General features: G+C 32.8%; 25 protein-coding genes. 13 read left to right on the top strand and 12 right to left on the bottom strand.

Going from position 1 to position 21,020, the window contains the following annotated elements:
- The first annotated feature begins 2 nt into the window (after window positions 1-2).
- The 4 genes from DM397_RS23540 to DM397_RS23525 all read left to right on the top strand — a co-directional run bounded on the left by DM397_RS23540 (window position 3) and on the right by DM397_RS23525 (window position 3,466).
- Window positions 3-842: a phytoene/squalene synthase family protein gene (locus DM397_RS23540; RefSeq protein WP_111380223.1), complete on the top strand. Its 840-nt coding sequence runs from the start codon at window positions 3-5 to the stop codon at window positions 840-842.
- A 237-nt stretch (window positions 843-1,079) separates the two neighbouring features.
- Window positions 1,080-1,520: a sterol desaturase family protein gene (locus tag DM397_RS23535; protein ID WP_111380221.1), complete on the top strand. Its 441-nt coding sequence runs from the start codon at window positions 1,080-1,082 to the stop codon at window positions 1,518-1,520.
- 34 nt (window positions 1,521-1,554) lie between these two features.
- Window positions 1,555-2,022, top strand: coding sequence for an SRPBCC family protein (locus tag DM397_RS23530; RefSeq protein WP_111380219.1), 468 nt, complete (start codon window positions 1,555-1,557; stop codon window positions 2,020-2,022).
- A 148-nt stretch (window positions 2,023-2,170) separates the two neighbouring features.
- Entirely contained in the window at window positions 2,171-3,466 is a 1,296-nt protein-coding gene (locus tag DM397_RS23525; protein WP_111380217.1) for a cryptochrome/photolyase family protein, read from the top strand.
- A 239-nt stretch (window positions 3,467-3,705) separates the two neighbouring features.
- On the opposite strand, the gene DM397_RS23520 is transcribed toward DM397_RS23525, so the two are convergent.
- Both DM397_RS23520 and DM397_RS23515 read right to left on the bottom strand, forming a co-directional pair.
- On the bottom strand, window positions 3,706-5,010 hold the full coding sequence (locus DM397_RS23520; RefSeq protein WP_111380215.1) for an ABC1 kinase family protein: 1,305 nt from the start codon (window positions 5,008-5,010) through the stop codon (window positions 3,706-3,708).
- On the bottom strand, window positions 5,007-5,669 hold the full coding sequence (locus tag DM397_RS23515; protein ID WP_111380213.1) for a TetR family transcriptional regulator C-terminal domain-containing protein: 663 nt from the start codon (window positions 5,667-5,669) through the stop codon (window positions 5,007-5,009). The genes DM397_RS23520 and DM397_RS23515 overlap by 4 nt, the downstream gene beginning before the upstream one ends.
- A 98-nt stretch (window positions 5,670-5,767) precedes the next feature.
- On the opposite strand from DM397_RS23515, the gene DM397_RS23510 reads away from it, so the two are divergent.
- On the top strand, window positions 5,768-6,679 hold the full coding sequence (locus DM397_RS23510) for a TIGR01777 family oxidoreductase (RefSeq protein ID WP_111380211.1): 912 nt from the start codon (window positions 5,768-5,770) through the stop codon (window positions 6,677-6,679).
- A gap of 3 nt (window positions 6,680-6,682) precedes the next feature.
- On the opposite strand, the gene DM397_RS23505 is transcribed toward DM397_RS23510, so the two are convergent.
- The 5 genes from DM397_RS23505 to rmuC form a co-directional block, all read right to left on the bottom strand.
- Window positions 6,683-7,249 carry a YceI family protein gene (locus DM397_RS23505; RefSeq protein WP_111380209.1) on the bottom strand — a complete coding sequence of 189 codons (567 nt, stop codon included), beginning with the start codon at window positions 7,247-7,249 and terminating at the stop codon, window positions 6,683-6,685.
- Window positions 7,250-7,480: 231 nt separating this feature from the next.
- A complete protein-coding gene (locus DM397_RS23500) occupies window positions 7,481-7,933 on the bottom strand; it encodes a hypothetical protein (RefSeq protein WP_142479105.1) in 453 nt (150 codons plus the stop codon).
- A 20-nt stretch (window positions 7,934-7,953) separates the two neighbouring features.
- On the bottom strand, window positions 7,954-8,349 hold the full coding sequence (locus tag DM397_RS23495) for a VOC family protein (protein WP_111380206.1): 396 nt from the start codon (window positions 8,347-8,349) through the stop codon (window positions 7,954-7,956).
- Window positions 8,350-8,391: 42 nt separating this feature from the next.
- A complete protein-coding gene (locus DM397_RS23490) occupies window positions 8,392-8,940 on the bottom strand; it encodes an acyl-CoA thioesterase (RefSeq protein ID WP_111380323.1) in 549 nt (182 codons plus the stop codon).
- Window positions 8,941-9,125: 185 nt separating this feature from the next.
- Entirely contained in the window at window positions 9,126-10,499 is a 1,374-nt protein-coding gene (gene rmuC / locus DM397_RS23485; RefSeq protein WP_111380204.1) for a DNA recombination protein RmuC, read from the bottom strand.
- Window positions 10,500-10,684: 185 nt separating this feature from the next.
- On the opposite strand from rmuC, the gene DM397_RS23480 reads away from it, so the two are divergent.
- The 4 genes from DM397_RS23480 to DM397_RS23465 all read left to right on the top strand — a co-directional run bounded on the left by DM397_RS23480 (window position 10,685) and on the right by DM397_RS23465 (window position 14,528).
- Window positions 10,685-11,563, top strand: a complete 879-nt coding sequence (locus DM397_RS23480; RefSeq protein ID WP_111380202.1) for a protease complex subunit PrcB family protein — start codon at window positions 10,685-10,687, stop codon at window positions 11,561-11,563.
- Window positions 11,564-11,773: 210 nt separating this feature from the next.
- Window positions 11,774-12,325, top strand: coding sequence for an RNA polymerase sigma factor (locus DM397_RS23475; protein WP_111380200.1), 552 nt, complete (start codon window positions 11,774-11,776; stop codon window positions 12,323-12,325).
- Window positions 12,322-13,974: a hypothetical protein gene (locus DM397_RS23470; RefSeq protein WP_111380199.1), complete on the top strand. Its 1,653-nt coding sequence runs from the start codon at window positions 12,322-12,324 to the stop codon at window positions 13,972-13,974. Before DM397_RS23475 ends, DM397_RS23470 begins: the two co-directional genes overlap by 4 nt.
- A 44-nt stretch (window positions 13,975-14,018) precedes the next feature.
- Window positions 14,019-14,528: a MepB family protein gene (locus DM397_RS23465; protein WP_111380197.1), complete on the top strand. Its 510-nt coding sequence runs from the start codon at window positions 14,019-14,021 to the stop codon at window positions 14,526-14,528.
- A 184-nt stretch (window positions 14,529-14,712) separates the two neighbouring features.
- Here the strand turns inward: DM397_RS23465 and DM397_RS23460 are convergent, their stop codons facing one another.
- The gene (locus DM397_RS23460; protein WP_111380196.1) at window positions 14,713-15,465 is read right to left on the bottom strand and encodes an SDR family NAD(P)-dependent oxidoreductase; all 753 of its coding nucleotides are present in this window, start codon (window positions 15,463-15,465) and stop codon (window positions 14,713-14,715) included.
- A gap of 155 nt (window positions 15,466-15,620) precedes the next feature.
- Window positions 15,621-15,995: a hypothetical protein gene (locus DM397_RS23455; protein ID WP_111380321.1), complete on the bottom strand. Its 375-nt coding sequence runs from the start codon at window positions 15,993-15,995 to the stop codon at window positions 15,621-15,623.
- 148 nt (window positions 15,996-16,143) lie between these two features.
- Here DM397_RS23455 and DM397_RS23450 point away from each other — a divergent pair, with 148 nt between their 5' ends.
- The 4 genes from DM397_RS23450 (at window position 16,144) to DM397_RS23435 (ending at window position 17,976) form a co-directional block, all read left to right on the top strand.
- Complete coding sequence (locus DM397_RS23450; RefSeq protein ID WP_111380319.1) at window positions 16,144-16,359, top strand: hypothetical protein; 216 nt, start codon at window positions 16,144-16,146, stop codon at window positions 16,357-16,359.
- Window positions 16,360-16,395: 36 nt separating this feature from the next.
- Window positions 16,396-16,968, top strand: coding sequence for a pseudouridine synthase (locus tag DM397_RS23445; protein ID WP_111380194.1), 573 nt, complete (start codon window positions 16,396-16,398; stop codon window positions 16,966-16,968).
- Window positions 16,969-17,036: 68 nt separating this feature from the next.
- On the top strand, window positions 17,037-17,492 hold the full coding sequence (locus DM397_RS23440) for a tRNA (cytidine(34)-2'-O)-methyltransferase (protein ID WP_111380192.1): 456 nt from the start codon (window positions 17,037-17,039) through the stop codon (window positions 17,490-17,492).
- A gap of 1 nt (window position 17,493) precedes the next feature.
- Window positions 17,494-17,976 carry a hypothetical protein gene (locus tag DM397_RS23435; protein ID WP_142479104.1) on the top strand — a complete coding sequence of 161 codons (483 nt, stop codon included), beginning with the start codon at window positions 17,494-17,496 and terminating at the stop codon, window positions 17,974-17,976.
- Here the strand turns inward: DM397_RS23435 and DM397_RS23430 are convergent.
- From DM397_RS23430 to DM397_RS23420, 3 genes are all read right to left on the bottom strand, one after another.
- The gene (locus tag DM397_RS23430) at window positions 17,973-18,749 is read right to left on the bottom strand and encodes an ABC transporter ATP-binding protein (RefSeq protein ID WP_111380188.1); all 777 of its coding nucleotides are present in this window, start codon (window positions 18,747-18,749) and stop codon (window positions 17,973-17,975) included. The two genes, DM397_RS23435 and DM397_RS23430, sit on opposite strands and share 4 nt — an antisense overlap.
- An 89-nt stretch (window positions 18,750-18,838) precedes the next feature.
- Window positions 18,839-19,864 (bottom strand): FecCD family ABC transporter permease, encoded by a 1,026-nt coding sequence (locus DM397_RS23425; protein ID WP_374121159.1) that lies wholly within the window; start codon window positions 19,862-19,864, stop codon window positions 18,839-18,841.
- 1 nt (window position 19,865) lies between these two features.
- Window positions 19,866-21,008 (bottom strand): ABC transporter substrate-binding protein, encoded by a 1,143-nt coding sequence (locus DM397_RS23420; protein WP_111380186.1) that lies wholly within the window; start codon window positions 21,006-21,008, stop codon window positions 19,866-19,868.
- Window positions 21,009-21,020: the final 12 nt, after the last annotated feature.

Raw genomic sequence — 21,020 nt, 5'->3', positions numbered from 1 at the left:
AAATGAAATCACTATTCGACGCCGTTTCTTTCAAATGCAGCAAATTGGTTACCAAAAATTACAGCACTTCATTTTCTCTTGCTGTAAAAATGCTTTCGCCAAGCATTCGTGATGCTATTTACAGCATTTACGGATTTGTACGTTTTGCCGACGAAATTGTAGATTCATTTCACGGTTACGAAAAAGAATATCTAATTGAAGATTTTGAAAAAGAGTATTACAAAGCAATGGAATTGGGCATCAGCTTAAACCCGATTTTGAATTCTTTTCAGCAAACGGTAAAAGAATATAATATCACCGACGATTTGGTTCAGGCTTTTCTAAAAAGCATGAAAATGGATCTTATAAAATCAAATTACCAAACACAAACCGAATACATCGATTACATTTATGGCTCTGCAGATGTTGTGGGTTTAATGTGCCTAAAAGTTTTTGTGACTGGAAAAGAGCACAAATACGAACAGCTGAAATATGAAGCCATGCGATTAGGATCGGCTTTTCAGAAAGTCAATTTCCTTAGAGATTTAAAAGACGATAATACCATCTTAAACCGTTCTTATTTCCCAGGCATAAACTTGAATAATTTTAACGAAGATTCAAAAAATCAGATTATCAAAGAAATTGAAGAAGATTTCAGAATTGCCTATCAAGGAATTGTAAAGCTGCCTATAGAAGCTAAATTCGGAGTTTATACTGCCTATATATATTACAAAAAATTACTCAAAAAGCTAAAAAATACCCCGTATTACGAAATTGGAAATGCTAGGATTCGAGTTTCTAATTATACAAAAGCAGGGCTTTTGGCGCAGTCTTTTGTGACTTATAAATTGAAGTTGGTTTAATTTTTAAACACATAGAATCATAGAATGCTAAATCTACAAAAGACGTTTCACTTGCATAAACAAACATAGCTATGTGTTAGAAACTAGTTTCTTTCAACAATCTTTTCAAGAAAACAAAAATCTATGTCTCTATGCGTTTAAAAATACAAACAAAAACCTTTTTGAGTCAATCTTTTATAATTTAAAGCAAAACTCAAAAACAATAAAACGATAATTTTAAAACATCAACATTACAAAATGGTTTCTTTTCTAATCTTTTTAGGCGTTTTTCTGTTCATGGAATGTGTTACGTGGCTTACGCACAAATACGTCATGCATGGTTTTATGTGGTATTTTCACGCCGATCATCATCAGCCGAAATATGAAAACACCTTTGAGCGCAACGATATTTTCTTTGTCATTTTTGCCACTCCGAGTATTATCTTATTCTATTTTGGTGTCGAAGGCGGATTCAATTATCTTTTTTTTATCGCATGCGGCATTACACTTTATGGCGCTTGTTATTTTCTAATCCATGATGTTTTAATCCATCAGCGATTTAAATGGTTTAAAAACACCAAAAACAAATACCTCATCGGACTCAGAAAAGCTCATAAAATACACCACAAACACTTAGAAAAAGAAAAAGGAGAATGTTTCGGAATGTTGTTTGTTCCATTCAAATATTATAAAATGTAGCATTATTTGGGCGTTTTTCAAGAACAATTTGATTATGAAATTATACAAAATAGTGACCGTACAGCATATAAATGCAAGTGTAGAAGATTGCTGGGATTTTTTCTCAAGTCCGATAAACCTGCAAACTATTACACTAGATACCATCAATTTCCAAATTCAGGATTATGACGGCAAACGCATGTATCACGGACAGATTATTACCTACACCTTAAAACCACTTTTTGGAATCAAAATGTCTTGGATTACCGAAATTACGGCTTGCCAAGAAAATGAGTATTTTGTAGATATTCAGCAATACGGGCCTTATAAACTTTGGCATCACAAACATTTCTTTGAACCAACATCAGATGGAGGAACAAAAATGACCGACATTGTTCATTACGTTCTCCCACTCGGAATTCTAGGAAGAATCATAAACCGTTTAGTCGTAAAAAACAAACTGAAAAACATTTTCGATTACCGATATAACAAAATCGAAGAGTTATTTAATTCTAAAAAGTAAGCCACAAATTTTTGAATCTCGCAAAGACGCTAAGTCGCAATTTTTTATTTACAAAGGCTTATGAAAGAATTGCTTTGCGACTTAGCGTCTTTGCGAGCCATTCGATGCCAAACAAAAAACCTTTAAATTACTTTATTAAGATAAAACAATGACAAAACAAAAAGTTACTTTATTCTGGTTCAGACGTGATTTACGTTTAGAAGACAATACGGGATTATTTCATGCTTTGCAATCTAACTTTCCTGTTGTTCCATTATTCATTTTTGACGATGACATTCTAGAACATCTTCCTAAAAACGACGCTAGAGTAACTTTTATCTATGATTCATTAGAAAAGATAAACTCAGAATTGAATCAACTTGATTCTTCCATTTTAATTAAAAAAGGAAAAACTACTGACGTTTGGAAATCGCTTATTGAAGAATTTGATATTCAATCGGTTTTCTTTAACAAAGATTACGAACCTTTTGCTATCAAACGTGACACAACGATAACTGCTTTATTAAAAGAAAACAAAATTGAAACTTTCTCTTATAAAGATCATGTAATTTTTGAAGAAAAAGAAATCACAAAAGCAGACGGGCTTCCTTATACGGTTTACACGCCTTATAAAAATAAATGGCTAGAGAAATATCATTTTTTAGGATCAGTTCCAGAATATGATTCTACTTCACATCAATCTAATTTTGGAAAAAATAAATTTATATTTCCAGATTTAACTGCAATTGGTTTTGAAAGAAGCTCTACAAAAGTTCTTCCTCACAACTTAACACAAATTGCTAATTATAAAGAAACAAGAGATTTTCCAGCTTTAGACAGCACTTCTTATCTTTCGCCACATTTACGATTTGGAACCGTTAGCATTAGAAAATTAGTAAATTGGGCAAATAGAAAAAATCAGACATTTTTAAGTGAATTAATCTGGAGAGAATTCTTTATTCAGATTTTGTTTAGTTTCCCGAATTGTGTCAATCATAATTTTAAGTCTAATTATGACGGAATTCAATGGCGAAATAATGAAGAAGATTTCAAACGATGGTGTTCTGGAACAACCGGATATCCGATGGTTGATGCCGGAATGCGTCAGTTGAATGAAACAGGATATATGCACAATCGCGTTCGCATGGTTGTGGCGAGTTTTTTATGCAAACATTTACTGATCAACTGGCAATGGGGTGAAGCTTATTTTGCAGAAAAACTTTTAGATTTTGAATTGGCTTCAAATGTAGGAAACTGGCAATGGGCAGCAGGAACAGGTTGCGATGCCGCGCCTTATTTTAGAGTTTTTAATCCTGAAATTCAACAAAAGAAATTTGACCCGAAAGGAGAATACATCCGCAAATGGATTCCTGAATTTGATCTCAGCTACAACGAACCCATGATTGATCACACCTTTGCAAGAGATCGTGCTATTGCGACTTACAAGGCTGGGATTTTGAAATAAAGTTTTTTTGTTTCAAGTTTCGGGTTTATACTCATTTTTGTCATCCTGAGGAACGAAGGATCACACTAGAAACTCCATACAGAATGCCGCCAACCTTTGTCGATTTGCGAGTGTGATCCTTCGTTCCTCAGGATAACAAACTAAACTAAAAAAACCTTTGTCAAAGTTTTGAACTTTGACAAAGGTCTATGTGTTAAATTGGAATTTGGATTTTTAAAAAACTTGGAATTTCTAAACTTCTAGTATTTCGAATAATTATCAACTACAATTTTAGCTTTCAAATCGAACATTAAATTATACAGACCAAAGAAAGTACGGTTCATGTAAATAAAATGCTTAGAACCGCGACTTCCGTTCATTTTTTTCAAGTTGGTATCTTCTGAGAATCGTTTTCCTAATTGTGCGATTGCATCGAAAAATTCTTCGTCGGCAAAATCGAAAGTTTCGTTTTGGAAAGGTTTTGTAAAAAGAGACAATAAATCGTGAAACATTTCGGTGAAATATTCGATCTCTGCTGGTGTATCATCTGGACGAAGAATCTCTAATTCGAATAATTTCTGATTGAAAAGCTTTTCGTCTGTAATGACATTTTTATTGATCAGCTCAAAATACGGTGTATAGAAATCGTCTGGAATTTGTTTCATACAGCCAAAATCCAAAGCGATTAATTGGTCTTGATCATCAACCAAGAAATTCCCTGGATGTGGATCTGCATGAACTTTTCTTAAAACATGAATTTGATACATATAAAAATCCCAAAGCGCCTGACCTAGTTTGTCACCAGCTTCTTGATCTTTATTTATAGCTGTAAATTCAGAAAGATGAATTCCAGTCATCCAATCCATTGTGATGATTTTCTCTGACGAAAACTCTGGATAATAATTCGGAAAAGTAATATTTTCTATTTTACTGCACGCATCAACCACTTCTTGGCTTTGTTGTAATTCTAACAAATAGTTTGTTTCTTCAATCAGTTTGTCTTCAACTTCTTTGAAGTATTTATCAGAATCTTTTCCTTGCAGATTAAACATTCTAATAGCAATAGGTTTTACTAAAGCCAAATCTGACGAAATACTATTGGCAACACCTGGATATTGAATTTTAACTGCCAGTTTTTTGTCGCCTTTCTTTGCCAAATGTACCTGACCAATACTCGCCGCATTTACAGAATTTGGGTTGAACTCGTCAAAAATCTCATAAGGCGTTTTCCCAAAATTGCTTTTGAATGTTTTTAAAACCAACGGAGCAGAAAGTGGCGGAACAGAAAACTGAGATAAAGAAAACTTCTCTACATAGGCCTGCGGAAGAAAGTTCTTATCCATGCTTAACATTTGAGCTACTTTCAAGGCGCTTCCTTTTAAGCTTTTTAGTCCGTCATAAATATCTTCGGCATTATTCTCATTTAGCTTATCTCGGCTCAGATCCGGATTGACTATTTTTTCGGCATAATGCTTCACATAATTTACGCCAATTTTAGCACCCGTCTGAACCAATTTACCCGCTCTCTCAATTTTTGAAGTTGGGATATAGTCTATTGTTTTCATTGTCTGCTATATACTTTTTCTTTGAACAAAAATTTTCCGAAATCTATCAGATGATTCATTGGCGCAACATTCATCAATTCGAATGAGGCATTAACTGATTTTTCAATGAAAATATCGGTTTTCTCAAAAGCAGGAGATTCGTCTTCCATCCAGAATTTGATTGTCATCATTAATTGCACCCAAGAAGATTCCTGAATGGCTTTTTCCTGAAACTTTTGAAATTTTTCCTGTTCCAATCTGTAATCATCTGTCAGGATTTCAGAAACGTATTCTTTAAAACTATTTCGCAGAGCAGTTAGCTGAACTAAATTTTTAAGCGGATTTCTGTCCATCTTTAGCGATTGTAAAACATAGCTTCTGTTGGCAGTTAGGATTTCGAAAAAAGTAAAATAAAAACTCAGCATTTTATTTTTCATATCATATCCCTGATATTCTTCATTTTTGTGAAGAAGATTAACTGTGTTTTCAAAAAAAAGTCGGAATATTTCTTTTTCTAAACCTTCTAATGTTCCAAAAAAAGCATAAAACTCAGCTTCTGTAAAATCATTTTCTTTGGCAAAATGATAAACCGATTTTGGTTTTTGACCTTTTTCCAGAACCTCTTCCATATATTTTGAAACGATATCATCTTTGGTAATTACCTTTTTTTTAGTCGCCATCTTATTAAAATTTAGAATTTGCCATAAAGGTAAACATTGTTTAAGTACCTTTACTAATCCTTAAACAAGCAAGACTGTTAAATATATTATAAACTATTATGGCTCAAAATGTTCTATTGACAGGTGGAAGTGGTTTCATTGGAAAACATTTGACAGATGTCCTGATCGAAGCGGGTTTTTCTGTATCTGTTTTGAGCCGTTCTAATAGAGAAGATACTCCAAGAGTTACCTATTACAAATGGGATATTAAGAAAAACTATATTGACAAAAATGCAATTCTAAATGCCGATTACATCATTCATCTAGCTGGCGAAGGAATAGTTGAAAAAAGATGGACCAAAAGACGTAAAAGAGCCATTATCGAAAGTCGTGTTAGACCAGTCGAAATGATTTATTCCGTTTTAGAAATGAATAATAAAAAACTAGAAGCTTTTGTTTCTGCTTCTGGTATCGGAATTTATGGCGCTATGACAAGCCATAAAATATGTACTGAAAATACGCCTCCTGCCGATGATTTTCTAGGCACAACTTGCCAGAAATGGGAAAGTGCGGCAGATAAAATCGGTTCTTTAAATATTCGAACAGTCAAAATTAGAACTGGTATTGTTTTAGGTAAAAACGAAGGCTTTTTAAAAAAAATGACTCCATCATTTAAATCTGGTTTTGGCGCTATTTTGGGTTCTGGCAAACAATATCTGCCTTGGATTCATATTGAAGATCTGTGCCAGATTTATTTAAAAAGCATTGAAGACACAAAATTAGAAGGTGCCTACAATGCTTGTGTAACAGATAATACAACAAATGCCAGATTTTCTAAAACTTTGGCTAAACTGTACGATTACACTATATGGTTGCCCAAAGTTCCGCCTTTTGTATTAAAAATTATGCTTGGGCAAATGAGCGTAGCAGTTTTAACCGGACAGCGTGTTTCGTCAGAGAAAATTCAGAAAGCAGGTTTCGAGTTTCAATTTACCGATTTAGAAAAGACGCTTATCAATTGTATAAAATAACTCTTATTTTAAAGTCAGCATTGTCTCATCACTGCGAATAATACCTGTCAGTTCTGTATTGGCTGTTGTAGCAATTTTTGACGCTATAGAGCTTGGAATATGAATATTAAAATCAGATACCAAAATTGGAAAATCTGAAATAACCTGAATCCCTTCTGGCACTCTTTTAATCAAAGCGTTTACAATAATCTCTTTTGATTTTCCGCGTAAATTAAGTTTGCCCTTTATCTGATATTGCTTTTCAACCTCATTAATATCTTTTAAATCAAATTTTTCAATTTTTCCTTTAAATACAGCTTTAGGATAGCGATTGCTCAGCATGTAATTTTCATTAAAATGTTCTTGCATGAGATCCAATTTAAAGCGAAAATTTTTAACAATAACTGTACAGATAAAAGTACTTGTTTTAGGTTCCAAAAGTATGGCAACTTGTCTATTTACTGCTTTCACTTCTTCAAACATAGGAACAGAGGCTTCAAAATTTATTGTTCCTGTATTAGTAAAAAACTTGTCTTGGGCAATGACAGAAAAGGCGGTAAAAAATAAAAATAGTAAGGTAGTTGTTTTCATAATCGTCTACATTTAAACAATTATGTCATTCAATTTATTCTGACTTAGAGAAAATAAAAAAATCAGATTCTGATTCATCTGAAAAATCGAACGGCAATACTCAGTGAAAAAATTCCGTAACCCAATAATTACACTTAAAGTTACGAAATTTCTCCTTTAAAAGTTCTGAGCGTAATGCTAAAAATTTGTGAATTTTTTTTTCTGAATTGAGAAATGTAAGATGTAAAATGTCTAAAATCGACCTTTAATTAAAGTACAAATTAAATTGATGAAAAATAAAATTTGAGCTCCAAGTAAGGCAAAAATACAAACTACAATTCCATACCCTATTCTTTCATTGAATTTTGCATTTTCCATTACGACTGAGAAATCCATCGGAAGATCATCTCGCATCAATCTAGGCAAAATGAAAATCGCTAATAGACCAATTATACTTATCAAAACATGAAAAATCGTCATCCAGTTTATAAGACTGAAATTCAATTTCAAAATTGAGAAATAAGTTAAAGCCAATAATCCATAAATTATAGAAATAAGAATCATTAAATGTTTCCACGAAATCACAAAATAAGTATCATGAATATTAATATCCAGTATTTCATTTCCCTTATAAAAGCCAAAGCCTAAAAGAATCACTATTAGTGCTAAAAATAAAACATAAGGTTTTTTCTTTATATAATTCATCCCCAAAAAACTTCTTATGATTAACCTTTTACCTCTGTACAAATTTCAATCAAAAATCCATTTAAGTCTCTTGCATAAGCCACAATTTGCCCCCATGGTTTTTCTATAGGTTCTGAAACTATAACTGCTCCAAAAGAAGTTGCTTTCTGCAAAACTTCAGGCACATTGTCTGTTATAAAACCAATTTCTATAGCAAAAGGCTTGTCTTCCAGACGGCTTTCTATAAAACCATCGGGTAAACTTTTTGAGGCTAATTTCTTGGAAGCAAACGAAAGTGTTGTTTCTCCTGTAATCAATTCTCCATAATCGCCTTCTGGTGTGACAAATTTTCTCGAAAAACCAAAGGCGTTTTCATAAAACGTAATAGATTCTTCGACATTTTCAACATATAAAATAGTATATCCAAACTTGAGCATAATTTCAAATATTTAATGTGCACCAAATAAATATAAGAAAATTTAGCTAATTTCTAAAAGAACATTATATTTTTCTAGGCTTGCCAAATCTTCAATAGAGTTTATATTAGCCAATTTTTCGTGTTCTTCTACTTCTTTTCTTACTTCGATATGTTTTATTGCTTTTCTAAAACGGCGCACCTCTTCTAAGTTTGACAAAATTAATCCTGGCACCTGGACGCTCTTCCCTTCTTTATCTTTGGCAACCATTGTAAAATAAGACGAATTGCAATGTTTGATAACTCCAGTCTGAATGTTTTCTGCTTCGACACGAATACCAACAACCATAGAGCTTCTTCCGACGTAATTTACAGAAGCTTTCATAGTCACCAATTCTCCAACTTCAATTGGCTTAAGAAAGTTTACCGTATCTACAGAAGCAGTTACGCAGTAATTTCCGCTGAATTTTGATGCCGATGCAAAAGCAATCTGATCTAATAATAGTAATATATATCCTCCGTGAATTTTTCCGCTAAAGTTAGTGTGCGATGGCAGCATTAATTCTGATATACTAACTTTTGATGAAGAAACGGGCTTAAAATCTGTACTCATGTTTTTGTTTTTGGTATTTTGATTAGTTGTTTTTTTTTTCAACACATAGAAACATAGTTTTTCTATGTCGTTAAAGGCGTTTCACTTTCATTAACAAACATAGCTATGTGTTAGTAACTAGTTTCTTTTTTTAATTCTATCACAGAAAAATAAAATCTATGTTTCTATGTGTTTAAATTTTTTTTTTAGTTTAATAATTCGTTTTCATCTGAATTTATGGCTCTTGCAATAATATTATCCGGAAGCGATTTCTTTGCTTTTGCCCCCATTTTTTTTAATCTTTCTACGCTCGAAATCAGATTTCCTTTTCCGTCAACCAATTTATTCATTGCACTTTCATATTCAGTTTTGGTGTCTTTTATTTTATTTCCAATTCGAACTAAATCAGATACAAAACCTTCAAATTTGTCATATAAAGCACCGGCTTGTCTTGCTATTTCAAAGGCATTTTCCTGCTGTTTTTGATTGGTCCACATACTGTCAATAGTACGTAAAGTAGCCAAAAGCGTACTTGGCGTAACAATCACAATATTTCGGTCAAAAGCCTTGGTATACAATGTAGGATCTTCGTTTAAAGCAACGGCAAAAGCTGGCTCCATCGGAATAAAAAGCAAAACAAAATCTGGACTTTCCATTTGATATAAATCATAATAGTTTTTGTTGCCCAACTGTTCAACATGTCTTTTTATAGAAATGACATGTTCTTTAAGAAATTCTATTTTTAAAAGCTCTGATTCTTCATTTACCCATTTTTCATAAGCAGCAAGTGAAACTTTAGAGTCAACAATCATTTTTTTGCCATCAGGAAGATTAATTACCACATCTGGAAGAACTCTATTTCCTTCACTATTTGTAAAACTCTGCTGTACTTCGTATTCTCTTCCTTTTTCTAATCCCGATTTTTCTAGAACACGTTCCAGAACCAATTCGCCCCAATTTCCTTGCATTTTACTATCCCCTTTTAATGCTTTGGTAAGATTTAAGGTTTCTTTGCTCATTTGCGCGTTCATTTCGCTCAAACCAATAATCTGCTGTCGAAGCGCCGCATGGTAATCGATGCTTTCTTTATGGGTCTGCTCTACTTTTTGCTCAAAAACCTGAATTTTATCCTGCAACGGCGTTAGGATATTTTTCATGTTTACAGTATTTTGTTCGGTAAACTTTGCCGATTTTTCTTCTAGGATTTTATTGGCAAGGTTTTCAAATTCTTTAGTGAATTTTTCCTGAAGCTCGTTGATTTCACTTTTTTGTTCCTTATGACGTTCCCATAAATTTTCAAAATCTACTTCTTTTTTAGAAAGCTGAATTGCCAAACTATCTTTTTCTGTTCGAATGTTTTCTTTTTCAGAAATACTAAGCTGCAATTGTTTCTGAAAATTATTTTTTTCACTTTCAAACTGCTCTTTTAACATTTGCAATTGACTATTTAACGCATTTAATCTCTCTTCAGAAATCACTTTTTCTGACTGAAATTTTGATACAGAAAGCATTCTGCCTACGTAGATTCCAGCAAAAAGCGCCACAACAAAGCCTAATAAAAACGGTATATAATCAGTCATAACTAAGTTAATTTTACGTAAAAGTACGCAATAATACGTAGTGCTTAGTTTTTAAAATAGAAATTTCACTAATTCATTTTCAAATCCAACTAAACCAACATTTTATTTTCAAAAAAAAATTTTAACCTCTACGCAACCTTTTTTTAAATACGCCATCTACAAAATATAAACCTATTAAAATAATTATGAAAAAATTAATACTTGGCTTGTTTGTAGCCTTTGGATTCAGTGCTTGTTCGCTTAGTGACGGAAATAATAATTATGTAGATTGTGGAGCTAACACACTTGTAAATTTTACTGGTTTTCCTTTCGCATGTAATTATAATGTAAAATCGATGCCTAATAATCCTGCTGCTCTTGTTATTGTATCTCAAGAAAAAATGGATCAGTATTTTACAAAACATGCAAACAGTTGTCAAGTTGCAAGTGATCCAAATATTGATTTTACAAAAGAATACTTAGTTGGAATTTTTGCTGGTGCCAAACCTACAAGCGGATATACGATCAAAATTACTTCGATTATAGAAAACAATTGCGAAATCGTTGTTAATTACTACGAAAAAGCTCCTGCTGAAGGTGAAAACGTAACCCAAGCTCCTACTTATCCTTCTGATTTTATTTTGATTCCTAAAACAACAAAAGGAATGATTTTCAATAGAACCGTAGAAGTCGCTGATAATATAATAATTGGAAGTTTCTCTAATCAATGTACAGGTGCGGACTGCCAAAAATTCTATCAGCTTAACGATTACAACATTTTAAAATTCTTAAAAGTTGAAGCTGGTAAATATGATTTTGGACAATACAAATATACTCCGACAATTAAGAGAGGTGAATATAGTTTATTATTAAAAAGTGTTCCTGCAGAAATTCTGGCTTTAAAAGGACAAACTAAAACTTATGGCTCTCCAGATGCTGCAGATCAGGGCGGAATTTATTTTGAGCTTCGTCAAGGAGCAAGCGTTACCAGAATTTACATTGATAATAATGATACTGCAGACCAAAGTGCAGAAATAAAACTTTTCAAAAAAGCAATTCAGGAAAAAATTACAGCCTTAAAATAATTCTATCAGATAGAAAAGGGAAAGAGTTACGTTGACCAATCAGAACGTGAACCAATCACTTTTGAAGGCGAAACTTACGCAATAGAAAACCTTGACAATCAAAACCTAACCATTGCAAGCAACAGTCTAGACGGTACTCAAACTATTTTTAAACGATAGTTTTGTAAACTATTTAAAACTATTTTTGCAAAATCAAATTTGAACCATTTCTTGAAAGACGATTTAGAAAAATATATCAAACTGTGCATCAAAAATGACAGAGAGGGACAACTGAAAATTTATCAGTTGTTCTCTCCTGTTTTATATGGTATTTGTTTGAAGTATATGAAGAACGAAGATGACGCGAAAGATGTTTTTCAGGAAGCATTTGTAATTGCCTTTCAGAAAATAAGCCAATATAAATTTGAAGGAAGTTTTGAGGGCTGGCTAAAAAGAATCTTTATCAATAAGCTCATCGAAACTTTAAATAAAAAGAAAAAAGAGAGTTTCTTTTTGGATGTTTTTGATCCTGATACCGATTTTATTGAAGAAGAGGAACTGGAAGCTATTCCGATAGAACAAGAAAAACTGCTGGAGTACATTCGGGATTTACCCGATCAATATCGAACGGTTTTTAACTTGTATGTATTTGAAAAAATGAAACACAGAGAAATCGCCGAACTATTAAAAATCTCCGAAGGAACATCAAAATCAAATTTAAATCGCGCCAAACACATATTACAAAAGCGAATTTTGAGCATAAAAAATTTTAAGACAGCATGAAGAAGCAAAAAATAGAAGATATTTTTTCATCAATGGAAGACTTTTCAAGTGTTCCGCCTCCAGAGTTATGGAGTCAGATTGAAGAAAAATTAGACAAACCTAAAAAGAAGAAGAGAGTTGTTCTTTGGTGGTCGGCTGCAGCATGCTTATTATTAGGGCTACTTCTCCCTTCAATTTTACATTTTACTGATTCATCTAAAAATACAAACCTCAACAATGACAATTTAGAAAACAGCAGAAATACTGTTGTTATTGATAAAGAAAAAAATGACATTCATAAAAACAAGAATTTAAATCAAAATAAAAATACTGGCAAAGCGATAGATTCATTACATGAAAATGCTACAAAGAATCAGTTCAACATTGACCCACAAATTCAAATTCAAGAAACTTCTGTAGTAGAAACAAACTCTAAGAACAAAACCAGTAAAAAAGATTCTAAATCTAATATTATAACTCCTGCAAATGCTCCGACCCAATCTGTTGCATTTCAAAACTCAGGTTCATCAGAAGAAAAATCTAGCATAAAATCTTCTCAAAAATCTATTTTAGAAAACAAGCCTAAGTCTTCAAATTCTTCTAATAAAGGAATTAATGAAGAACGAATTGCATTTGGAAAACAAAGTAAATTTAACTCAACTGCAAAAAAACAGCTTTCAAATTCTATTTTTGAAGAACAGCTTGCTTCAAAAAACAATAAAAATATTGCTTTTAATAATCAACACTATTCTGCAAATAATAACCCTGTTGCAAATAGCAATACATATAATTCGAAGAATTTAATTTCGGGTAAAAATGAGACAAAACGAACTGACAAAGCGGTTATCATAAAAGACGATATAAAAATTGCTAATAGTTTGAGCAAAACCGACTCTATGCAATTGGCTGAGCTTCAGAATTTAGAAAAAGGAATTTTATCTCCAGAAAAGGAAAAAGAAGAAAAAGAGAAAAAAGACAATCTCATCAATAAAAAAGAAAGATGGGCCGTGGCCGTTTTTGCAGGTGTAGCAAGTTCTGAAAATACTAAAAACGATAAAACTTTAGGAAACGTAAACGATTCTAAACAATCTAATTCTTATGGTGTAAAAACTAAATACAGCATTAACAAAAAATGGGCTGTAGGTTCTGGATTAAAAATTAGCGAGTTAGGGCAAAGCGTTGCCAATGTATCATATGTAAGCACCAAAGGAAATGCTTTTTTTACTTCTGACAGCTATCCTGTTGTATCGGCTAATTCTCCTACTCAGGAATATCTCTTGATTTCGAATAGCACAAAAGAAGCTTTGAAAAATGAAAATGTACAAACTGGCAAATTAGATCAAAATTTAAGATATGTAGAAATGCCACTTGAGGTTTCATATTCTATTTTAACTAAAAACAAAGCCAGCATTAACTTAAATACTGGCGGCTTTGTCGGTAAATTAATCTCTAACAATGTGGCTTTAGACGGGCATTCTATTGGAGAAAACACAAATGCTAACGATTACGTTTATGGTTCTACTTTGAGCAGTACGGTTCAATATCGCGTGTATAAAAAAACCAATGTTTTTGTTGAACCTGCCGTAAATTATTATATCAATCCGTTAAACAGTCAGTCTTTCAACCAGTTCCAATGGGGACTAAATTTTGGACTGAATGTTAATTTCTAAAGTAAATTTGCAGTAATTTTAAAACTATTTTTAGAATAGATTTTATGAGTTTTACTATTGGTTCGCCTGATTTATTATTAAGTAAAGAAAGTATTTTTGACAAAGCTGCTTTACAGATGACTTCTTTAAAAAAAGAAAACGAAAGTGAGGAATACAGCGCATTTCGTTTTGATCTAGACAATAAAAACATTTGTTATCGAGAAGCGAAAATTACCCCAACCAAAACGGGACAATTCGTCACATTGTGGAAACGAAATCAATCAGGCACAATCGAACCTTTTGATTATTCTGACAATATTGATTTTGTAATTGTGACTGTTCGAAAAGATCAAAATTGGGGACAGTTTATCTTTCCCAAAAAGACATTATTAGAAAAAGGCATTTTTTCGACTGAAAGTAAAGAAGGAATCAGAGCTACAAGAGTTTATCCAGCTTGGGATCAAACTACAAGCAAGCAGGCACAGAAAACGCAGAAATGGCAATTGGATCATTTTTTTAACTTTTCAGATCAAAGCAAAATTGATTTAGAGAAATTGAAAAAAGTATTTATATAAAAAGGACTTCATATTGCACTGACTCTTCTCTTTTACAACCAATTTTTATTTTTGGATTTTATCTTTAAAAATCATTTTACTGCACCTCTTTTTCAACTATTAAGATCGGTTTAAAAACTAAAAAAGCAGCAAACTTTCTGCTTACTGCTTTTTACTAATTCAAAATAGTATTCTCAAACCAATATTAAACCGCGGTATAACCACCGTCGGCAATAATATAACTTCCTGTTGTAAATGAAGATTTGTCAGAATTTAGAAAAACTACCAATTCGGCAACTTCTTCTGCGGTTCCTAAACGATTCATTGCAGATTTTGCTGCAACGGCCTGCATCATTTCTTTATTTAAATTATCTTTTAAAAGTGCTGTTTCAATATAACCAGGTCCCACAGCATTACAACGAATATTTTTCTGAGCATATTCCACGGCAATATTTTTAGTCAAACCAACCACACCATGTTTACTTGCTGTATAGGCAACACTATTTGGCGCGGCTACTTGTCCGTGAATTGAAGCAATATTTACAATGCTTCCACCTCCATTTTTCTCCATTTGTTCCAATTGATAACGGCAGGCATAAAAAACACCGCTTAAGTTTAATGCAATCACTTTATCCCAAGCTTCTGGCTCATATTCTCCAGTTGGTTTTGCTGGCCCACCCATTCCTGCATTGTTACAGGCAATATCCAATCGGCCATATTTAGAAACCGTCACCTCAACCATATGTTTATTGTCGGCTGCGCTCGACGAGTCTCCTTTTATGAAAAAAGCTTCTCCGCCCTTGTCCTTTATCATTTTTACGGTTTCTTCACCGTGTTCTACATTTATATCAGCTACTACTACTTTTGCCCCTTCTCGAGCGTAGGCTTTTGCCACTGCACGTCCGATTCCTGATCCTCCGCCAGATACAAAAGCTACTTTGTTTTCTAAAAGTGCCATTTTATATATGTTTTTAAATTGATACCTCTAATTTACGAAGATCATAACCGATACAGAAGCTTTAAAATGAGTTTACAATAACATTAACTCGAACCGCTAATGTTATGTTATTTGACATTTTATTGACTCAATTTTGTTTTAAATTTCGTATTGTCTTATTCCTCCTCATCCAATTTCATATTCCCGCGGTCTTTATGATTATCTGGATGTGAGTTCGGATATCTATTTGGTGTTATATCAGAATTACGATCTTTATTCTCCACTGTTTTATTTGCCTCTTCTTCTGTTTCGACTCCGCGGTTTGCATTTGGATTATCCGGATTTATTTGGTGGAGCGCTTTATTAATATCTTCATTTTCGTTTCGGGCTCTTTCTACAATCTTTTTATCCCCATCTGCATCAGTTACCAATTCTTTATTCAATTTGGCATCTTTTAACTCTTTATCGTGCGAAACGTTTTTCCCTTTAGATTCATCCATATTTTTCTGCGTTCCGTTTATCTTTTTTGTTCCTAAATTATTCGTTTCCATGGCATTATTCTTTTTTACATTCAACTTTATAATATTACGAATTCTAAGCGTGAAAAAATTATGACTTCGTATTGCTTTTCTTTTATAATTGCCATCTGATTTTTTATTTATTACCTTTATTCAAAGCAACTTAACAACCTTAATTATTATGAATTTCTTCAAAATCAAAACCAGCTGGTCTAATGCCGAATTTATCCCGATCAAATTATGTATGGCTTCTATTTATATTTTAATTGGAAGTTATTTTCATGAATTTTTCGAAAACTACTATCCTATTTTAATTGTCATTTTTGCCGTGACCGTAATTTGGTTTGTTTACCAATGGCTAAAAAAAATGAAATCTGAAAACAGTTCTAAGATTTAGTTCTAAGAAAGAAACTATCTTTGCAAAAAATTAAAAATGCATCAACACTTCATTCTTTTTAAACCTTACGGTTACTTAAGCCAATTTATTTATGAATTAAAAAGAAAGAAAAAGCTTTTGGGCGAATTGCACGATTTCCCAGAAGGTACAATGGCAATTGGAAGATTGGACGAAGATTCTGAAGGTTTGCTTCTTTTGACAACTGATGGAAACATGAGCGAACTCGTAAGAAGTAAAAAAGTTGAAAAAGAATATTATGTTCAGGTTGACGGATTAATTACGCCAGAAGCAATTGAACAATTACAAAATGGTGTCGAAATTGGACTTGACGGTGGAAAATACAAAACGAAACGCTGTAAAGCATTTATTGTTACCGAAATTCCAGATTTTGGAGCAAGAGCCAAAAAAATAAGAGACGAACGTCATGGTCCAACTTCTTGGGCATCCATCACAGTAAGAGAAGGAAAATTTCGTCAAGTTAGAAAAATGACCGCTGCAGTTGGTTTTCCGACTCTACGTTTAGTTCGCGTTCGAATAGGAAATGTATATTTGCAAAACCTTAAAGCAGGTCAAGTTTTAGAAGTTTCCGATTTTCAATTAGATAATTAGTTAATTAGAAAATGTGCCAATTAGATAATTTTCAGAAACTCATAATTTATAATTCATAACTCAAAAAGATGCTAAACATTGTTCTTGTAGAACCAGAAATACCAAATAATACTGGAAATATTGGCAGATTGTGCGTAGGCACAGAAAGCCGTCTTCATTTAATTCATCCTTTCGGATTTGTAATTAATGACAAAAACTTAAAACGTTCCGGATTGGATTATTGGGTTCATCTTGATGTGACGGAATATCAAAATGTAGAAGAATGGATTGCACAGATTCCAGATCAATCTCGCGTCTTTTTAATGAGTTCACATTCTGATAAATCTTATTTAGAAAACGAATTTCAAGATGGTGACTGGCTGGTTTTCGGAAAAGAAAGCGTTGGTTTGAGCGCAGCATTTATGGCAAGATTCGAAAATCATTTAACTATTCCGATGTCACCGCTTATTCGCAGCTTTAATATTGCTAATTCGGTTGCTTTTGTAGTTGGTGAAGCAAAGAGACAAATTAGTTCAAAGAAATAAGATGAGACCGCTCATTGATGAAAATAATCTAAGCTATTCTAAAGAATTCTTAATTTACCACACAAGGGGGAAAATTCTTGTGAGAGCAGTCCTAGTAATTGGAGCTTTTACAGGTTCTATTTATTTTTATATGCAAAACCAACTTTTTGTATTTTCTGCATTATTGAGCCTTTTTATTTTTCAAATTCCTCTACTTATTAAATCTGTAAAAAGAATCGATGAAATTCAATTTAGAATTAATTCTAAGGGAATTCAGTATAGAGATAATCTTTTAATTCCGTGGAATAATATCGAAAACGAAAGAGCTTTTTCAGAACATAATGGCTATAAAGATGACACTACAGATTATTTCATTTATTATATCATTGATCCTGGTCAAATAATGAAATTCAATCTTAATGAATTAAGTACAGATGTAAGCGAATTAAGTATTGTATTGAATGTTCAACGAAACAGATTTAAGAAAGAAAATAGCATAACTTAAGTTACAATAAACTTCCCTTTTTCAGCATCAAAAACAATATGTTCATCTTTGAATAAATTGCTGAAACTTCCATTCGAAATTAAATTACAAGGCTGATCTTGAATTATGCTTTCTGGTGTCATCATAATCATTTCATCACTTAACTGAATAGCCAAATCAATATCATGTGTCGAAAACAAAATGCATTTTTGAGTTTCTTGTGTTAGTTTCTTTAATAATTTAAATAAAGAAACTTTATGCAATAAATCAAGATGTGTTGTTGGTTCGTCTAGAATAATTAACGGCGTATCTTGTGCCAAAGCTCGCGCAATTAAGACTTTCTGCAATTGTCCATCGCTAATTTGAAAATGTTTTTTTGAAGCTAAATGTTCGATTTGCGTCAAATTCATTGCTTCTTGAACTTTTAGAATATCTTCTTGAGATAATATATCGACCCAATTGGTATACGGCTGACGCCCCAGAGCGACCAATTCAAAAACAGAAAGATTACTTGGTGGCAGTTTTTCGGTCAAAACCAAACTTAGATTTTGCGCCAATTCTAAAGGCTGATAATCTGAAATTTTTCTTTCGTTCAAATAAACATTTCCCGATAAAGGCTTCTGAATTCCAGTAATCGTTCGCAGTAAAGTTGACTTTCCAATTCCGTTTGCTCCTATTAAAGTAATTAATTTACCCGCTTCAAGATTAAGATTAAGATTCTCAGCAATAGTCGTAACACCTTTCTTGGATTTGTATCCAATGTTTAGACTAGAAGTTGTTAAGATGTTTTTCATTTTTAAAGGTGCTAAGGTTCTAAGTTTTTTCTTTGTCTAATAATTAAAAAATCTGTGTTAATCTTTTTAATCTGTGGCTAAAAAAATTATTAAAAATTTCTTTTTCTCATTACCAGCCAAATAACAACCGGCGCACCAATAATAGAGGTAACTGCATTTATTGGAAGTGTGACATCATAACCAGGCATTTGAGAAACAATATCACAAAATAGCATTATTATGGAGCCAAAAAATAAAGTACTCCAAAATAAAATAGTATGATTGCTAGTCTGAAAAGTCAGTTTTGCAATATGGGGCACTGCCAAACCGATAAATGCAATTGGCCCTACAAATGCAGTGATAGCCCCAGATAATAAACTGGTCGCCAATATAATTATTAATCTAGCCTGTTTAAAATTCAATCCCATGCTTTTGGCATAATTTTCTCCAAGCAGCAAAGCGTTTAATGGTTTGATACTTTTGGCACTCAAAAGTAATCCAATTCCAACGCAGAAAATTAAAATTCCAATGTTTGTCCATGAAAGATTTCCGAGGTTTCCCATTGTCCAAAAAGTAAATTTCTGAAGCTGTTCTGCCGTGCTAAAGTAAGTCAGAATGCTTACGATTGCCGTGCTAAAACTTCCAAACATCAGTCCCACAATCAAGATTGCCATTGTATTCCGTAATCTTTGCGAAACAATTAGAACTAAAAAAAGAACCAATGTGCTTCCTAAAGTAGATGCCAAAACAATGGCGTAAGAAGACAATGCAATTACACTTAAAAATGAAGGCAGAAATCCTGCTCCCAAAATTACAAAAGCAACACCTAGACTGGCTCCAGAACTTAACCCTAAAACATAAGGTTCTGCTAGCGGGTTTCGGAACAAAGTCTGCATCAAAAGTCCGCTCATTGAAAGTCCTGTTCCTGCTAAAACTGCGGTGATGGTTTTAGGAAGACGGTAATTAATAATAATATATTCCCAAGTCGATTTTGTTGCTTGACCTCCTGTTAAACTGGCTACAACATCTTTTAGTGGAATTGTAACCGACCCTAAACTAATGCTCGCAAAAAACATTAGCAAAAATCCTAAAGCCAAAACGACAAATAAAATCGTATTTCGTTTTTTATTCGCCAATTTAATTCAGTTTTGATGCAAAAGTAAATTCGTAACCTGCCAGTAAATCTGGATGAAAAATCTTGATATAATCTTTTAAAACTAAATCGGGACGGCTTGGTGCGAGTTCATAATAAACTGTTCCGCCTGTTGCTCCCATTTTCCCTTCAAAATTATATACCGTTTTATTTTTAAAAGCGTCAAATTCTGCATAATGCGGATTTGCTTTTTGCAATTCATCCAAACTTTTAAAAGATCCAGAAGCAATCCATATATTAGCGGTTTTTGCCTTATCTAATACTTGTTCAAAAGACAATCCTTCACTTCCCGTTCCTTGCAAGTCGGCCCATAAATAATTAGATTTTGCATCTTTCATAAACTGCGCCACCCAACTATTTCCTTTGGCAACATACCAAACATCTTCGTACATAGAACCATACAACACTTTTGAAGTGGCAGGTTTATCGGTTACTAGTTTTTTTGCTTGATTATAACTTTCTACGATTTTATCAAAAAGTTCTTTTGCTTTTTCTTCTTTTCCAAATAAAGCGCCATAAAGCTTAATCCATTCTGCTTTTCCTAATGGAGACTGTTCCATCCAATCGCCTTGAATAAGAACTTTTAAACCGCTTTTTTTCAAATTATCCAGCATCGGATTATTATTATCGACACCAAACGTAACGATCAAATCTGGTGACAATTCTATTAATTGTTCAATGTTCAATTTTTCATTTTGTCCAACGTTTTTCACAAAACCTTTGTCAATTAATGCTCTTGTTTTTTCTGAAGAAATATAATCGGTATGCGGAAATCCGACTAATTTATTCTCAACTTCGAGCATTTCCAGAAAAGGAATATTTGTTGTTGAAGTTACAACAACACTTTCTAATGGAACTTTTATTGAGGGATACTTTTTTAAACTGTCTGGAATTTGCACGCCTTTTTCTTCCAAAATATAAGTAAATTCCCCCTTAGCATTTGGCCACGGATTTACCACATTTACAATCGAATAGCCTTCTTTTTTTACAATAGAAAGACCAGAAGCATATTCAACACTTTCTGTCGAAACATCAGATTTAACAGTGATTTGCGTTTCATTTTTTTTGCAGCTAATTACTAAAAGAAGTAAAAAAACGACTGGTAATTTATGGAAAAAATATTTCATATTTTATGTTTT

Source organism: Flavobacterium nitrogenifigens, from assembly GCF_003254565.1.
Classification (GTDB): domain Bacteria; phylum Bacteroidota; class Bacteroidia; order Flavobacteriales; family Flavobacteriaceae; genus Flavobacterium; species Flavobacterium nitrogenifigens.
The sequence above is the reverse complement of the archived record's forward strand: the minus strand, read 5'-3'. Positions and strand labels throughout refer to the sequence as shown.

What these genes read in the sequence shown, in the direction of transcription:
- DM397_RS23540 (WP_111380223.1), top strand. Translation starts at nt 3, where the DNA reads ATGAAATCACTATTCGACGCCGTTTCTTTCAAATGCAGCAAATTGGTT.
- DM397_RS23535 (WP_111380221.1), top strand. Translation starts at nt 1,080, where the DNA reads ATGGTTTCTTTTCTAATCTTTTTAGGCGTTTTTCTGTTCATGGAATGT.
- DM397_RS23530 (WP_111380219.1), top strand. Translation starts at nt 1,555, where the DNA reads ATGAAATTATACAAAATAGTGACCGTACAGCATATAAATGCAAGTGTA.
- DM397_RS23525 (WP_111380217.1), top strand. Translation starts at nt 2,171, where the DNA reads ATGACAAAACAAAAAGTTACTTTATTCTGGTTCAGACGTGATTTACGT.
- DM397_RS23520 (WP_111380215.1), bottom strand. Translation starts at nt 5,010, where the DNA reads ATGAAAACAATAGACTATATCCCAACTTCAAAAATTGAGAGAGCGGGT.
- DM397_RS23515 (WP_111380213.1), bottom strand. Translation starts at nt 5,669, where the DNA reads ATGGCGACTAAAAAAAAGGTAATTACCAAAGATGATATCGTTTCAAAA.
- DM397_RS23510 (WP_111380211.1), top strand. Translation starts at nt 5,768, where the DNA reads ATGGCTCAAAATGTTCTATTGACAGGTGGAAGTGGTTTCATTGGAAAA.
- DM397_RS23505 (WP_111380209.1), bottom strand. Translation starts at nt 7,249, where the DNA reads ATGAAAACAACTACCTTACTATTTTTATTTTTTACCGCCTTTTCTGTC.
- DM397_RS23500 (WP_142479105.1), bottom strand. Translation starts at nt 7,933, where the DNA reads ATGAATTATATAAAGAAAAAACCTTATGTTTTATTTTTAGCACTAATA.
- DM397_RS23495 (WP_111380206.1), bottom strand. Translation starts at nt 8,349, where the DNA reads ATGCTCAAGTTTGGATATACTATTTTATATGTTGAAAATGTCGAAGAA.
- DM397_RS23490 (WP_111380323.1), bottom strand. Translation starts at nt 8,940, where the DNA reads ATGAGTACAGATTTTAAGCCCGTTTCTTCATCAAAAGTTAGTATATCA.
- rmuC (WP_111380204.1), bottom strand. Translation starts at nt 10,499, where the DNA reads ATGACTGATTATATACCGTTTTTATTAGGCTTTGTTGTGGCGCTTTTT.
- DM397_RS23480 (WP_111380202.1), top strand. Translation starts at nt 10,685, where the DNA reads ATGAAAAAATTAATACTTGGCTTGTTTGTAGCCTTTGGATTCAGTGCT.
- DM397_RS23470 (WP_111380199.1), top strand. Translation starts at nt 12,322, where the DNA reads ATGAAGAAGCAAAAAATAGAAGATATTTTTTCATCAATGGAAGACTTT.
- DM397_RS23465 (WP_111380197.1), top strand. Translation starts at nt 14,019, where the DNA reads ATGAGTTTTACTATTGGTTCGCCTGATTTATTATTAAGTAAAGAAAGT.
- DM397_RS23460 (WP_111380196.1), bottom strand. Translation starts at nt 15,465, where the DNA reads ATGGCACTTTTAGAAAACAAAGTAGCTTTTGTATCTGGCGGAGGATCA.
- DM397_RS23455 (WP_111380321.1), bottom strand. Translation starts at nt 15,995, where the DNA reads ATGGAAACGAATAATTTAGGAACAAAAAAGATAAACGGAACGCAGAAA.
- DM397_RS23450 (WP_111380319.1), top strand. Translation starts at nt 16,144, where the DNA reads ATGAATTTCTTCAAAATCAAAACCAGCTGGTCTAATGCCGAATTTATC.
- DM397_RS23445 (WP_111380194.1), top strand. Translation starts at nt 16,396, where the DNA reads ATGCATCAACACTTCATTCTTTTTAAACCTTACGGTTACTTAAGCCAA.
- DM397_RS23440 (WP_111380192.1), top strand. Translation starts at nt 17,037, where the DNA reads ATGCTAAACATTGTTCTTGTAGAACCAGAAATACCAAATAATACTGGA.
- DM397_RS23435 (WP_142479104.1), top strand. Translation starts at nt 17,494, where the DNA reads ATGAGACCGCTCATTGATGAAAATAATCTAAGCTATTCTAAAGAATTC.
- DM397_RS23430 (WP_111380188.1), bottom strand. Translation starts at nt 18,749, where the DNA reads ATGAAAAACATCTTAACAACTTCTAGTCTAAACATTGGATACAAATCC.
- DM397_RS23420 (WP_111380186.1), bottom strand. Translation starts at nt 21,008, where the DNA reads ATGAAATATTTTTTCCATAAATTACCAGTCGTTTTTTTACTTCTTTTA.